The 13475-nt window shown below is 69.8% G+C and carries 9 protein-coding genes; all 9 read left to right on the forward strand.

Translation table 11 applies throughout. The features are described from left to right. Positions 1 to 4: 4 nt before the first annotated feature. On the forward strand, positions 5 to 2089 hold the full coding sequence (glgX, locus tag ACOOE8_RS09100; RefSeq protein WP_420394491.1) for a glycogen debranching protein GlgX: 2085 nt from the start codon (positions 5 to 7) through the stop codon (positions 2087 to 2089). A 104-nt stretch (positions 2090 to 2193) separates the two neighbouring features. Beyond that, positions 2194 to 4026: a malto-oligosyltrehalose trehalohydrolase gene (gene treZ / locus ACOOE8_RS09105; RefSeq protein WP_420394492.1), complete on the forward strand. Its 1833-nt coding sequence runs from the start codon at positions 2194 to 2196 to the stop codon at positions 4024 to 4026. 4 nt (positions 4027 to 4030) lie between these two features. Then, positions 4031 to 5818 carry a 4-alpha-glucanotransferase gene (gene malQ / locus ACOOE8_RS09110; protein WP_420394493.1) on the forward strand — a complete coding sequence of 596 codons (1788 nt, stop codon included), beginning with the start codon at positions 4031 to 4033 and terminating at the stop codon, positions 5816 to 5818. Continuing rightward, entirely contained in the window at positions 5815 to 8178 is a 2364-nt protein-coding gene (gene treY / locus ACOOE8_RS09115) for a malto-oligosyltrehalose synthase (protein ID WP_420394494.1), read from the forward strand. Before malQ ends, treY begins: the two co-directional genes overlap by 4 nt. A 340-nt stretch (positions 8179 to 8518) precedes the next feature. Next, the gene (locus tag ACOOE8_RS09120; protein WP_420394495.1) at positions 8519 to 9820 is read left to right on the forward strand and encodes a porin; all 1302 of its coding nucleotides are present in this window, start codon (positions 8519 to 8521) and stop codon (positions 9818 to 9820) included. A gap of 658 nt (positions 9821 to 10478) precedes the next feature. Then, complete coding sequence (locus ACOOE8_RS09125) at positions 10479 to 11006, forward strand: TRAP transporter small permease (RefSeq protein ID WP_420394496.1); 528 nt, start codon at positions 10479 to 10481, stop codon at positions 11004 to 11006. Beyond that, complete coding sequence (locus tag ACOOE8_RS09130; protein ID WP_420394497.1) at positions 11003 to 11692, forward strand: TRAP transporter large permease subunit; 690 nt, start codon at positions 11003 to 11005, stop codon at positions 11690 to 11692. The genes ACOOE8_RS09125 and ACOOE8_RS09130 overlap by 4 nt, the downstream gene beginning before the upstream one ends. 11 nt (positions 11693 to 11703) lie before the next feature. Continuing rightward, a complete protein-coding gene (locus ACOOE8_RS09135) occupies positions 11704 to 12312 on the forward strand; it encodes a TRAP transporter large permease subunit (protein ID WP_420394498.1) in 609 nt (202 codons plus the stop codon). Between the two features lie 20 nt (positions 12313 to 12332). Beyond that, positions 12333 to 13463 (forward strand): C4-dicarboxylate TRAP transporter substrate-binding protein, encoded by a 1131-nt coding sequence (locus tag ACOOE8_RS09140; protein ID WP_420394499.1) that lies wholly within the window; start codon positions 12333 to 12335, stop codon positions 13461 to 13463. Positions 13464 to 13475 lie beyond the last annotated feature (12 nt).

The raw sequence follows: 13475 nt of genomic DNA on the forward strand, positions 1-13475 counted from the left end.
CTTGATGCGCTTAGAGGAAGGCAGCCCCACACCCCTGGGGGCGACTTGGGACGGCTCGGGCACGAACTTCGCACTGTTTTCGGCGAACGCCGCGAAGGTCGAGCTGTGCCTGTTCGAACCGTCGGGGCGACGCGAGACGAACCGGATCGAGCTGCCCGAGCACACCCACGACGTGTGGCACGGCTACCTGCCGGACGTGCGTCCGGGGCAGCTTTACGGCTACCGTGCGCACGGCCCCTACGAGCCTAGCGCAGGCCACAGGTTCAACGCCCACAAGCTCCTCATCGACCCCTACGCGAGGGCGCTGAGCGGCGAACTTCGCTGGCACGACTCGATGTTCGGCTACCGCGTAGGCTCGAACCGCGAGGACCTGTCCTTCGACCGGCGCGACTCGGGGCCGGCGATGCCCAAGTGCGTCGTCGTCGACGAGGCCTTCACCTGGGGCCGGCACGCGCCGCCTAAGGTCGCTTGGGCCGAGACCATCTTCTACGAGGCGCACGTCAAGGGGCTGACCGCGCTGCACCCCGACGTCGCCGATCACCTGCGCGGCACGTTCGCCGGGCTCGCGGATCCGCGCGTCATCGACCACCTGGTCAAGCTCGGCGTGACGTCGGTGGAGCTGATGCCGGCGCACACGTTCCCGAACGATCGGCACCTCACTGAGCGCGGCCTCGCGAACTACTGGGGCTACAACACGCTGAACTTCTTCGCCCCGGCGCCGCGCTACATCTCGCGCAACGCCGACCTGCACGAGTTCAAGTACATGGTCCGCCGGCTGCACGAGGCCGGCATCGAGGTCATCCTCGACGTCGTGTACAACCACACGGCCGAGGGCAACCAGATGGGCCCGACGCTGTCTTTTAAGGGGATCGACAACGCGAGCTACTACGTGCTCGCCGAGGACAAGCGTTACTACCACGACACGACGGGCACCGGGAACACGGTGAACGTCGCGCACCCGCGCGTCATGCAGATGGTCATGGATTCGCTGCGCTACTGGGTCGAGGTGTGCCGCGTGGACGGCTTCCGCTTCGACCTCGCGCCGTCCATGAGCCGTGAGGGGGCAGGGTTCGACAAGTCGTCCGCGTGGCTCGACGCCGTGTTGCAGGACCCGACGCTCGCCGGCGTCAAGATGATCGCCGAGCCGTGGGACCTCGGCATGGACGGCTACCAGGTCGGCAACTTCCCGCCCGGCTGGGCCGAGTGGAACGGTCGCTACCGGGACGACATCCGCTCCTACTGGCGCGGCGATCCAGGGCTGCTGCCGATGCTGGGCGCGAACCTCCTCGCGTCGGCCGACATCTTCGACCACCAGGGCCGCAAGCCCTGGGCCTCGGTCAACTTCATCACCGCCCACGACGGCTTCACGCTGGCCGACCTGTGGGCGTACAACGAGAAGCACAACGAGGCGAACGGCGAGGAGAACCGCGACGGCCACAACGACAACCGCTCGTGGAACTGCGGCGTCGAGGGCCCGACGGACGATCAAGCGGTGCTCGACCTGCGCGACCGGATGCGTCGCAACATCATGGCGACGCTCCTCGTCAGTCAGGGCACCCCGATGATCCTGATGGGTGACGAGCTCGGCCGCACCCAGTTCGGCAACAACAACGCGTACTGCCAGGACACGGACATGGCCTGGCTCGCATGGAGCGACCACAACGACCGCGACCATGCCTTCTTCGACTTCGTCAAGGGGCTGATCGCGGTGCGCCGTGACATCGGCCTGTTCAGCCAGACCAGCTTCCTGCATGGCGACGTCCTCGAAGGGACGGACGGCCTGAAGGACGTGGGCTGGTTCCGGCCGGACGGCGGCGAGATGAACGCGGACGACTGGCACGCGGTGGATCCCAAGGTCGTCGCGATGGTCCTCGCCGACGACGACCGACGCGCCGTCGTCTACTTCAACGCGCTGGAGGAGGACATGACGTTCGCGCTGCCGGACACGCTCTCCGACGTGACGTGGACGACGCTGTTCGACACCGCCACGGGGCAGGTGTACGCCGGTGGAACCGGACCAGAACCGTCCTGGCCGCTCACCGTGCCGACCCGCTCCATGGTCGCCGTGCTGGGCCGCCGGGCGAGCTGACGCGGACGGCCGCACCGCGCAACCGGCACGCGGTCTTGATCGTTCAATCATGAAGTTTTGGCGCGCCCGGTCCTCGGGTGCGTCGCGCGCCACGCGAGGACCATGTGACCGTCGCCACCGTGATGACCGCACAGCCTGAGGCGAGTACCTTCCAAACGTCCTGGGGAGCGAACCTCACCGACGACGGGCAGGCCCGCTTTCGCCTGTGGGCGCCCGACGAGCCGTCCCTGCAGCTGCGCACCGAGGCCGGGGACCTTGCCATGGAGCGCAGGGCCGACGGCTGGTTCGAGCTAATCACCGATCGCGTTCCGGTCGGCGGCTCCTACGCGTTCGTGCTGCCCGACGGCTTCGTCGTGCCGGACCCTGCCGCCCGCGCCCAGATGGGCGACGTCCACGGCCCGTCCAAGCTCGTCGACCCATCGAGCTACCGTTGGCGCACCGAGTGGGCCGGACGGCCTTGGCGAGAGACCGTGCTCTACGAGCTCCACGTCGGCACCTTCACGCAGGGTGGCACCTTCCTGAGCGCCATCGACAAGCTGCCGCACCTTCAACGCCTCGGCGTCACGGCGGTGGAGCTGATGCCGCTCGCCCAGTTCGGGGGTCGGCGCGGCTGGGGTTACGACGGCGTGCTGCACTACGCACCGCACGAGGCCTACGGCACGCCCGACGACCTCAAGGCGCTCGTCGACGCCGCGCACGAGCTCGGCCTGATGGTCCACCTCGACGTCGTCTACAACCACTTCGGCCCGGACGGGAACTACCTCGGCAAGTACGCGACCAAGTTCTTCCACCCCGAGCGGCACACGCCCTGGGGAGCAGCCATCGCCTTCGAAGAGCCGGCGGTGCGCGCGTTCTACGTGGAGAACCCGCTCTACTGGCTGACCGAGTACCGCATCGACGGCCTCAGGTTCGACGCCGTCGACCACATCGACGACCAGTCCGAGGAGCCGATCCTGGAGGAGATGGCAAGGCGCATTCGCGAGACGTTCGATCGTCCCGTGCACCTGCACACCGAGGATGAGCGCAACATCGTGCGCCTCCACCCCTACGAGGACGGCGAGCCTCGCCTCTTCACCGCCGAGTGGAACGACGACTACCACAACGTCATCCACCCCATCGCGACCGGCGACAACGAGGGGTACTACGCCGACTTCGTGTCCCGTCCGTGGGACAAGCTCGCCCGGGCGCTCGCCGAGGGTTTCATCTTCCAGGGCGAGCCTTCGCTGGGGCACGGCGGCGAGGCGCGTGGCGTCGACGGCACGGATCAGCCGCTGATCTCGTGCGTGGCGTTCAACCAGAACCATGACCAGGTCGGCAACCGCGCCTTCGGCGAGCGGCTCATCGACCTGTCGGAGCGGGAGGTCGTCGTCGCCTTCACCGCCGTCCTCCTCTTGTCGCCGCAAGTCCCGCTGCTCTTCATGGGCGAGGAGTGGGGGGAGACGCGCCCGTTCTGCTTCTTCACCGACTTCCACGGCGAACTTGCTTCGCTGGTGCGCGAGGGACGGCGCAACGAGTTCAAGAAGTTCGACGCCTTCCACTCCGCCTCCTCGCGCGACGAGATCCCGGACCCCAACGCACCCTCCACCTTCGAGGCGTGCCGGCTCGACTGGGACAAGACGGAGACCGAGGAGGGGCGCTGGTGGCTCGGCCTCTACCGCACCCTCCTCGAAGCCCGCGCACGCGAGGTCGTCCCGCGGCTGTCCGGCGCCGTGCCGAAGACGGGGACCGTGCTGCGCGTCGAGGACGGGGTCGTCGACGTCGCCTGGACGTTGGCGGACGACGCGCGGCTCACCATGGCGATCAACCTGTCCCTCGAAGACGTCGGCCCGCTGCCGGACGGTCGTGTGATCGCGGCGGTGGCCGGGGGCCAGCTCGCGACACCCGAGACGCGCGTGCCGCACTCGGTCGTCGTCACGCTCGAGGAAGGGGCGGAGTGAGTCGGTGAACGCGGCGCTCGTCGCCGCGGCGCGGTCCGCCGGCGTTATCCTGGAGCGCCCCGGCGAGGTCGCGCGTCCGGTCCCCGAACCCACCGTGCGTGCGCTCGTGGATGCCCTCGGGCGGGTGCCGCCGGTCGGCGAGGAGGCCGAGGACGAGGCCGTAGCGGCGTACGTGCCGCCCTTCCTCGACGAGGGCCGCGCCTTCGGCATCGCGCTGCAGCTCTACCAGCTGCGCTCGGAGGACAACTTCGGCGTCGGCGACCTCGCCGACCTTCGGGCGCTGATCCCGACGTTCGCCGAGGCGGGCGCGGACTTCGTCGGCCTCAACCCGCTGCACGCGCTGTTCACCGCCGCGCCCGACCGCGCCTCGCCGTTCTCGCCCTCCGACCGCCGCGCGCTCAACCCGCTGATGATCGCGGTGGCGGACGTGCCAGGCTACCGGCGCGAGATGCGCGACGGCGTCACGGTGCCGGGCGCGCACGAAGAGGTCGATTATCCAGCCGCCGCGCGGGCGAAGCTCACCGTCCTGCGGCGCATCCACGACGCATGGCGCGCCGGCGACGCCTCGGTCCCCGAGGCGGAGCGGCTCGCCGCCGACCGCCATGCGTCGTCGAGCCCCGCCCTCGAGGGAGTGGCGCTGTTCGAGGCGGTGTCGCACGCGATGGTCGGGGAGGGGCACGGCGCTGGGTGGTCGAGCTGGCCGGCCGAGTACCAGGACCACGACGGTGCCGCCGTGGTCGCCTTCCGCGATGCGCACCGCGACGACGTCGCCTTCCACGCCTGGCTGCAGTACGTGGCGGCGACCCAGCTTGAGGCGACGCAGGAGGCCGCGCTTGCGGCCGGCATGCGCCTCGGGCTCTACCTCGACCTTGCGGTGGGCGAGGCGCCCGACGGCGCGTCCACCTGGGCCGACCCCTCCCTCGCCATGCCGGGCCTGCGCATCGGCGCACCGCCGGACCTCTTCTCGCTGGACGGTCAGGACTGGGGCCTCGCGCCGCTGTCGCCCACGGCGCTGGTGGAGCGCGACTTCGCGCCCTACCGCGCCGTCATGAGCGCGGTGATGGCCCAGGCGGGCGCCATGCGCATCGACCACGCCATGGGGCTGGAGCGGCTTTGGCTGATCCCCGACGGCGTGGCCCCGAAGGACGGGGCCTACGTGCGTCAGCCCCGCCTCACCGACCAGGTGGTCGCCGCGACGCACCGGCACCGCGCGGTCGCCATCGGCGAAGACCTCGGCGTCGTCCCGCCGGGCTTCCGCGAGCGCATGACGGCGCGACGGCTCTTCTCCATGCGCCTGCTGTCTTTCGAGCGCGGGGCGCACGGCGCGCTCGTCGCGCCCGCCCGCTACCCGCGCGACGCGCTGGCGTGCTTGTCCACCCACGACATCGCGCCGCTGGAGGCCTGGTGGCGCGGCGACGAGATCGACCTGCGCCTCGAGCTGGGGCGCATCGATGCCGACGTCGCCCACGCCGAGCACAGCGCGCGGTCGCGCGAGAGGGCCGAGATGCTGGGCCTCGCAGGGCTGCCGCCGTCGCGCGCGCGCGGGATGCTCGACGACGACCTCGTCGTGGCGCTGCACAGGCTCGGTGCGCGCAGCGCCTCGCGCCTGTTCGCCGTGCGCCTCGAGGACGTGGTCGGCGGTCGCAGGCTGGTGAACCTCCCCGGCACCGACCGCGAGCACCCGAACTGGCGCAGGACGCTGCCGATGACGGTGGAGGAGGTCGCCCGGTCCGAGCGGCTGCATAGGGTCCTGTCGGCGGTCGCCGCCGTGCGGGGACGGAGGACATCATGATCAGGGCCACCTACCGCGTCCAGGTCCGCGAGGGCGTCGGCTTCGAGGACGTCGCGCGCATCGTTCCGCACCTCGCGGACGCCGGCATCTCGCATCTTTACGCCGCGCCGGTGTTCGCGGCGACGTCCGGCTCCACCCATGGCTACGACGTGACCGACCACAACGGGCTCGACCCCACGTTGGGCGGCGAGGCGGCCTTCGAGGTGCTGGTGCGCGCGCTCCAGGAGGCGGGCGTCGGCCTCATCCTCGACATCGTGCCGAACCACATGGCCGCCTCCATGGAGAACCCGTGGTGGCGCGACGTCGCCGAGCACGGCCAGGAGTCGCGGTTCGCCGACCACTTCGACATCGACTGGGCGGCGGGCAAGCTGACGCTGCCCATCCTCGGCAAGCCCTACGGCGAGGCGCTCGCCGCCGGCGACGTCCGGCGGAGCGACACCGCGGACGGTCCGGTGCTGTCCGTCCCGGGCGCGGACCTGCCCATCGCGCCGGGCACGGAGGGGATCGCCGATGTCGATGCGCTGCACGAGGCTCAGCACTACCGGCTGACGCACTGGCGGCTCGGCCGCGACGGCATCAACTACCGGCGCTTCTTCGAGGTCACCGGCCTCGTCGGCGCGCGGGTCGAGGACCCGAAGGTGTTCGACGCCGTCCACCGCCTCATCCTGACGCTCGTGCGCGAGGGCAAGGTGCAGGGGCTGAGGGTCGACCATGTGGACGGGCTCGCCGACCCTGCCGGCACGCTGGGTCGGCTCGCCGAGCACTCCGGCGTTCCCATCCTCGTCGAGAAGATCCTCGGCACCGAGGAGCAGCTTCCCCCAGGCTGGCCGGTGGACGGCACCACGGGCTACGAGTTCATCGCCGGCCTCGCCGCCCTGTTCGTCGACCCGGAAGGCCTCGCGAGCCTCGGCGAGGCCTATGGCGACGTCGCCGACGCGGACGCGGAGCGGGTGGGCGAGGAGGCGAAGGAGCTCATCCTGACGCGCAACCTCGCCGGCGAGCTGGAGCGGCTGGTTGCGCTCGCGCTGCGCCTGTTCGCCGACGACCGGTCGGCGCGCGACCACGGCCGCGCCACCGTCCGCGAGGGGCTCGTCGCGCTGATGACGGCGCTCGACGTCTACCGCACGTACCTGCCGAGCGACGACCCCGCCGACCGCGAGGTGCTCGCGAGGGCCCGCGCCAAGGCCGACGCCGCGCCGCTGGAGGACAAGCGCATCCTCGACGACCTTGTCGCGCTGATGCAGGCGCCCGGGCCCGACGCCGTGCGGCTGGAGTTCATCCGCCGGCTGCAGCAGACCAGCGGGCCGCTGATGGCGAAGGCGGTGGAGGACACGCTGTTCTACCGCTACCACCGGCTCGTCGGGCTGAACGAGGTCGGCGGCGAGCTCGCGCCCGAGCTTGGCCCTGAGCGCTTCCTCGCCGTCGCCTCCGAGGGCGGGCTCGCCGCGACGCAGACCCATGACACCAAGCGGGGCGAGGATGCCCGGGCGAGGCTCTACGCGCTGTCCGACCCCGGCACGCTCGAGGCGTGGTCGAAGGTGTGGCACACGCTGCCCGGCGACGTGCCACCGAAGCTGCGCTGGGCCATGGCGCAGATGTTGTTCGCCTCCGATCCCATCACCGACGACCCGGACTTCGCGCACCGGTTCCGTGAGGCCGCGCTGAAGACGGTGCGCGAGGCCAAGGAGGAGACCACCTGGACGCGTCCCGACGAGGCGTTCGAGGGCCGCGTCGCAGCCGCCGCGGAGGCGATGGCCGCCGCGCGCGACCGCCTCGCCCCGCTCGAGCCGGTGGCACGGGCGGGCGCCGTCATCGGCCTCGCCCAGGCGCTGTTGAAGTGCATCGGGCGGCGGGCGCCGGACGTCTACCAGGGTACGTTCGGCTGGGATCAGTCGATGGTCGACCCCGACAACCGTCGTCCGGTGGACTTCGCCGCCGAGGCGGCGCTGTGCGAGCGCGCGCGGGCCGCAGAACCCGCGACCCTGCTCGCCGACTGGCGGGACGGTGCGGTCAAGGCGCGGTGCCTCCTAGAGGGGCTGGCGCTGCGCCGGGAGCGGCCGCAGCTCTTCGCCGACGGACGGCTAGAGACGGTGCCGCTCAGCGGCCGCGAGGCCGGTCGCTTCGCTGCCTTCAGGCAACGTGACGGCGAGGCCTGCGCCGTCGTCGTCGTGCCGACCCGTCCGCTCGCCCTCCTCGAGGGGGAGGGGATCGCCCTGTCCGAGGAACGCCTCGACGACCTCGCGATGTCGCCTGGCGTCGTCCTGCGCTCGCGCCTCGCGCCGGGCGAACTCGACGCCGCGGACGCTGGCCTTGCCACCATGCTGGCGGCCTTCCCGATCCTCCTCGCTACGAGCTGGTAGCGCGGACGGCCGCTCGCACCGGCCCGACCGCGCCTACATCCTAACGCTTGATTGCCCGGTCGCACGGGTTTCTCCCGGTCCGCCTCCAAAACGTGTTGTCCATGCAACATCGCTGATGGCGCACGGGGTTCGGCCCGTGCGCGCCGTCGCCTTTCCATTGCTGCGTGCAAGCCACCTGAGCAATGTGGCGGTGCGACGGGGCCGAGACGGTCGCATCGCGGGTTTGGGCGGGCCGCAGCGGCGCGATCAAACAGTTGGGAGATCCGGCGACTTTCGGCCCGAGGGTCACCGCCGGAACGAAAGTCAAGGATCGACAGTGAACCTCTTTGGAGATCGAGACATGAACATTAGGCGTCTTGTCCTCGGCACGGCTGCGGGTGCTCTCGCGGTGACCGGGGCGCAGGCGGCGGACCTTCCGGTCGTCGTCGAACCCGTTGAATACGTCCGCGTCTGCGATGCGTACGGCGAAGGCTACTACTTCATCCCCGGCACCGAGACCTGCCTGCGCGTCGCCGGCCGCATCCGCGCCGACTACCAGTTCTTCGGCGACCTCACCGACGACGATGACGACGACGACGTCGGCGACATCGAGATCCTCGGCGGTCGCGGCTACGAAAATGACACGGATCTCGGCTACCGCTTCCGCGCCCGTGCGTACATCTACATGGACTCGCGCACGTCCACGGAGTTCGGCCTCCTGCGCACCTTCACCGAGCTGCAGGTGCAGTTCCAGGACGGTGACGCGTTCTCCGAGGTCGATGTCGAGCGTGCGTTCATCCAGTTCGGCGGCCTGACGTTCGGTAACACCCGTTCGTTCTTCGACTTCTCGGACGCGTACTACGGCTCGTTCTTCTTCTTCGTGCCCGAGGTTTCCGACCAGCACACCACGGTGCTGGCCTACACCGCCGCCTTCGGCAACGGGTTCTCGGCCTCGATCTCGATCGAGGATCAGCTGCGTCGCGCCGGCGACATCGGCGGTGCCTTCCTGGTCGACACGGACGGTGACGGTGTCCTCGACACCGCGTTGGACGCACAGCAGAAGCTCGCTCACGTGCCCGACCTCGTGGCGAACATCCGCATCGACCAGGGCTGGGGCTCGGCCCAGGTCATGGGTATGCTCGGCTACCGTGAGGTCGGCGTCGACATCGGCGGCGACGGCAACTTCGACGAAAGCGACGAGTCCATCGCGTTCGCGATCGGTGCCGGCGTCAACGTCAACGTTCCCTTCGGCAACGAGACGACTGTCGGCCTCCAGGGCACCTACTCTCACGGCGCCATCCGCTACGCCACGTCCGACGGCATCCTCGGTGTCGGCGACGGCGTGATCGACGATGACGGCGACATCGACTTCTCCGATGCGTTCTCGATCCACGGTGGTGCGGCGACGAGCTTCACGCCGACGATCTCCGGCACGCTCGGCGCCGGCTTCAGCTACGCCGAGCAGGAGAACGGCGGCGACATCGAGGCGACGCAGCTTACCGTCGACGGTGCCGTGTTCTACTCGCCGGTCCCCGGCTTCGTCCTCGGCGTCGGCCTGCAGTACCGCTACGCCGACGTCGCCTTCGACGCTGACGACGACGACGACGACGACCTCGAGGGCTCTGCGCTCGCCGGCTTCTTCCGCGCCCAGCGCACCTTCTAATCCCATCCGTTCCACGGATGCGCAGGGCTCGGCGGGCAACCGCCGGGCCCTTTCCGTCTTGTCCGGCGGAGCGCGCGCGCTCCTCCGGCGGGGCTCGACACCCGGTGAGGCACCCGCCCGCACGCACCTCCCCTCGCCTTAGAGCCTCCTGGGTCTACTCGGACCTCGACAAGATGCTCTAGCTCGTTGATTGACGGCGGTCCTCTCGGGTCGGGTGGTTCCACCCAACCCAAGAAGACCGCTCTAGGCTCCGGCTGGGCCTGCTGGCGATCGCTGTCTCCGTTCGCCGCTCTTCCGCGAAGCACCGCCAGAAGTCTCAATGTGATCCTGCTCCGCCCCAGGCCTGCTCGTCAGGATCGAGTTGACCGCTCGCTGCAACGCGTAGGAGTATTGGTGGCGAACGGGCCAGGATCGAGGGTCGGTTCGCTCCGAGCAATCGCCTGACGGGCGACGAGCGACGACACTCGAGCGCTCACCTGGAAGGGCCACCCATCGTGAGGGCGCGAGGTGGAGGTGGGACGACTGCGCACGCCGACGTCAAGCGCACGACGCCGTGAGCGCATCGGGAGGCGCGATGGGGCGTAGAGCTCCGCAGCCGAGGACGCCGCGTACCGCAGTCGCCGGCGCCGCGGACGGCGCGAAGCCACGGCCGGCGGCGATGACCGTGCTCGACCGCATCGCCGCGGCCCTGGCACGCGCGACGATCCTTGTCGCCGCGGCAGCGGTCGTGATCATGACCTTACACGTTGCCGCCGGCGTCATCTGCCGCAGCGTCTTTGGTGTGTCGCTCACGGGCACGGTCGAGGTCGTCTCCTACTACTACATGGTGTTCATCGCGTTCGCCCCGTGGGCGTTCGCTCAGTGGATGCACGAGCACATCGCGGTCGACGCGCTCGTTGGGCTGATGCCCGACTGGATGCGCGCTGCGACGCAGGTCGCCGCCGCACTCGCGAGCCTCCTCGTCATCGGCGTCGTCACATGGGCGCTCGCCGACCAGGCGATCCGGCAGACCGGCTACGGGGAGCACGTCGTCTCGGGCGCCGTGGACGTTCCCGTGTGGCCGGCGCGCTGGATTGCCGTGGCCGGCGCGGCTGCCATGATCGTGGTCCTCGCCGCCCAGCTCGCCAACCCTGCTGCCGCCGGGAGGCAAAAGCACGCGCGCCGCGAGGAGGGGACCCTGCTGTGAGCGTCGAGGCTGGGTTCCTTAGCCTCGGCATCCTCATCGCGCTCCTTGCCATCAGGGTGCCGATCGGCGTGGCGCTGATCGCGGTCGCGTTCCTGGGTCTATGGTACCTGCGCGGCTTCGGCCCGGCGTTCGGCAGCCTTCGGTCGACCCCGTTCGATTTCGTCGCTCATTGGACGCTTTCGGCGGTGCCGATGTTCATCCTGATGAGCGCCGTCGCCTCGCGCACCGGCCTTACCACGGCGCTCTACGGCTCCATGCGCCTGTGGTTCGGACGCCTCCCAGGCGGGCTCGCCATCGCCACGAGCTTCGCCGGCGCCGGCTTTGCCGCGATCTGCGGCTCGAGCCTTGCGACCACGGCCGCCATGGGCAAGATCGCGGTGCCCGAGATGCTGCGTGTCGGCTACGATCGCGGCCTCGCTGCAGGCTGCGCCGCGGCAGTCGGCACGGTTGGGGCGTTGATCCCACCGTCGATCATCATGGTGATCTACGCGTTGTTCGCGGAGGTCTCCGTGAGCAAGATGCTGATCGCAGGCATCGTGCCGGGCCTCATCACGACGCTCGTCTATGCCGTCATGATCTACCTGCGCTGCACGGCGAACCCTGAGCTGGCTCCGCGGCTGGACCTTTCCGGCATCACGCTGCGCGACAAGGTGCGGAGCCTGCGTCGCGTCTGGCCGTCGGCCTGATTGCGACCGCGATGATCGGTGCGATCTACGGCGGCATCGCCACGGCGACGGAGGCCGGCGCCGTCGGCGCGATCGCGACGGCCCTCGTCGCCTGGAGCCAGGGCTCGTTCAAGGTTTCGGCCCTGCGCGAGAGCGCGATCGAGACCGCGACCACGTCGGGCACCCTCTTCTTCATCGCCATCGGGGCGACGCTGCTGACCCAGTACCTCGCGTTGACCGGCCTGCCGCTCTACCTGTCGCAGACGATCACGATGTGGACCGAAGAGCCGGTCGTCATCCTCCTGATCTGCTGCGCGCTCTACCTCGTCCTCGGCGCGTTCCTCGATACGCTGGGCATCCTGCTCCTCACCCTGCCGATCCTCCTGCCGATCTTCGACAACGCGAGGATCGACGAGATCTGGGCCGGCGTCATCCTGGTCAAGATGCTCGAGATCGGCCTCCTCACGCCGCCGGTCGGCATGAACGTCTTCGTGATGAACAAGGTGTCGGGCGATGCGGTGCCGCTCGGCGCGATCTACCGTGGCGTGACCTGGTTCCTCGCCGCCGAGGTCGTCATCATGGCGCTCCTCATCGCCTTTCCGGCCATCATTTTGACGTTGCCCGACATGATGACGGGGTGAGACGAGAGGGAGGACGACAAATGAACAACACCCTGACGGTGACGACCGCGAAGACCCTCGCCGCCGCGGCCGCGCTGAGCCTCGGCTGTGCCGCGGCGGTTCCGGCCAACGCCGACACTCAGGTCGTGTTCGGCCAGTACAGCAGACCCCAGCAACCGCTCAACGCCCGAGGCATCATCCCCTTCCTCGAGGCCGTCGAGGAGCAGAGCGGCGGCGCCATCGACACGACGTTCGCCGGCGGCGGCGCCGTGGTGACTGCCAAGACCACGCTGTTTGCCCTGCGCGACGGGCTCGTCGATGGCGCGTTCGTCCCGACCGTGTACTACCCGGCCGAGCTCCCGGTCGTCAACGTCATCGTGAACCTCGGCGTCGTGATGTCGGACGTGAAGGCTGCCATCGGCGCGATCAACGAGGTGATGCTGCTCGACTGTCCAGCGTGTAACGAGGAAGCCAAGCGCTGGAACATGCGCTTCCTCGGCGCCTGGAGCCTCACACCCTACGACCTCATGTGCACCCAGCCGGTTCGCACGGCGGCCGACGTCGAGGGGCTCCGCATCCGCGCCGCCGGCCACACGGTGCCGCTGACCACCGCGCTGGGCGCCTCGCCCATCAACGTCCCGTCGTCGGAGATCTACGAGGTGCTGGAGCGCGGCCAGGTCGACTGCGTGTTCGGTCCGCCGAACTGGCTCGAGGCCAACTCGCTCGGGGAGATCGCCAAGCACGTCGTCGACGTCAACGCTGGCACCGTGCCGAACCCCAACACGCTCATGCTGCGCGAGGAGGTCTGGGAAGCGATGAGCGCGGACGAGCAGGCGCTCCTGGTCGAGCACGCCCCGGCCGCCATCGCCGGCGCGTACTTCGGGACGCTCGAGGAGGACGAGGCCGCGCTCAACAAGGAGGGCGCCGGCTACGAGCTCATCACGCCCGACGCCTCGCTGAAGGCTGCCATCGAGGAGGCGGCCGCAGACGCGTTCGAGACCGCCGTCGCCAAGGGTGAGGAGCAGGGCGTCGACGGCGCGCGGACGCTCGCGCAGAAGGTGATGACCGCTTACGAGCGCTGGCAGGGCCTCGTCGCCGACGTGGACAGCGAAGAGGCCTACGCCAAGCTTCTGTCGGACGAGGTGTTCGCCAAGTACACGCCGGGGAGCTGAGCCTCCCTCCCG

This window comes from Acuticoccus sp. (assembly GCF_965213555.1).
Classification (GTDB): Bacteria; Pseudomonadota; Alphaproteobacteria; order Rhizobiales; family Amorphaceae; genus Acuticoccus.

Coding starts and splice junctions, on each gene's coding strand:
- glgX (WP_420394491.1), top strand. CDS start 5: ATGCGCTTAGAGGAAGGCAGCCCCACACCCCTGGGGGCGACTTGGGAC.
- treY (WP_420394494.1), top strand. CDS start 5,815: ATGATCAGGGCCACCTACCGCGTCCAGGTCCGCGAGGGCGTCGGCTTC.
- ACOOE8_RS09120 (WP_420394495.1), top strand. CDS start 8,519: ATGAACATTAGGCGTCTTGTCCTCGGCACGGCTGCGGGTGCTCTCGCG.
- ACOOE8_RS09125 (WP_420394496.1), top strand. CDS start 10,479: ATGACCGTGCTCGACCGCATCGCCGCGGCCCTGGCACGCGCGACGATC.
- ACOOE8_RS09135 (WP_420394498.1), top strand. CDS start 11,704: ATGATCGGTGCGATCTACGGCGGCATCGCCACGGCGACGGAGGCCGGC.
- ACOOE8_RS09140 (WP_420394499.1), top strand. CDS start 12,333: ATGAACAACACCCTGACGGTGACGACCGCGAAGACCCTCGCCGCCGCG.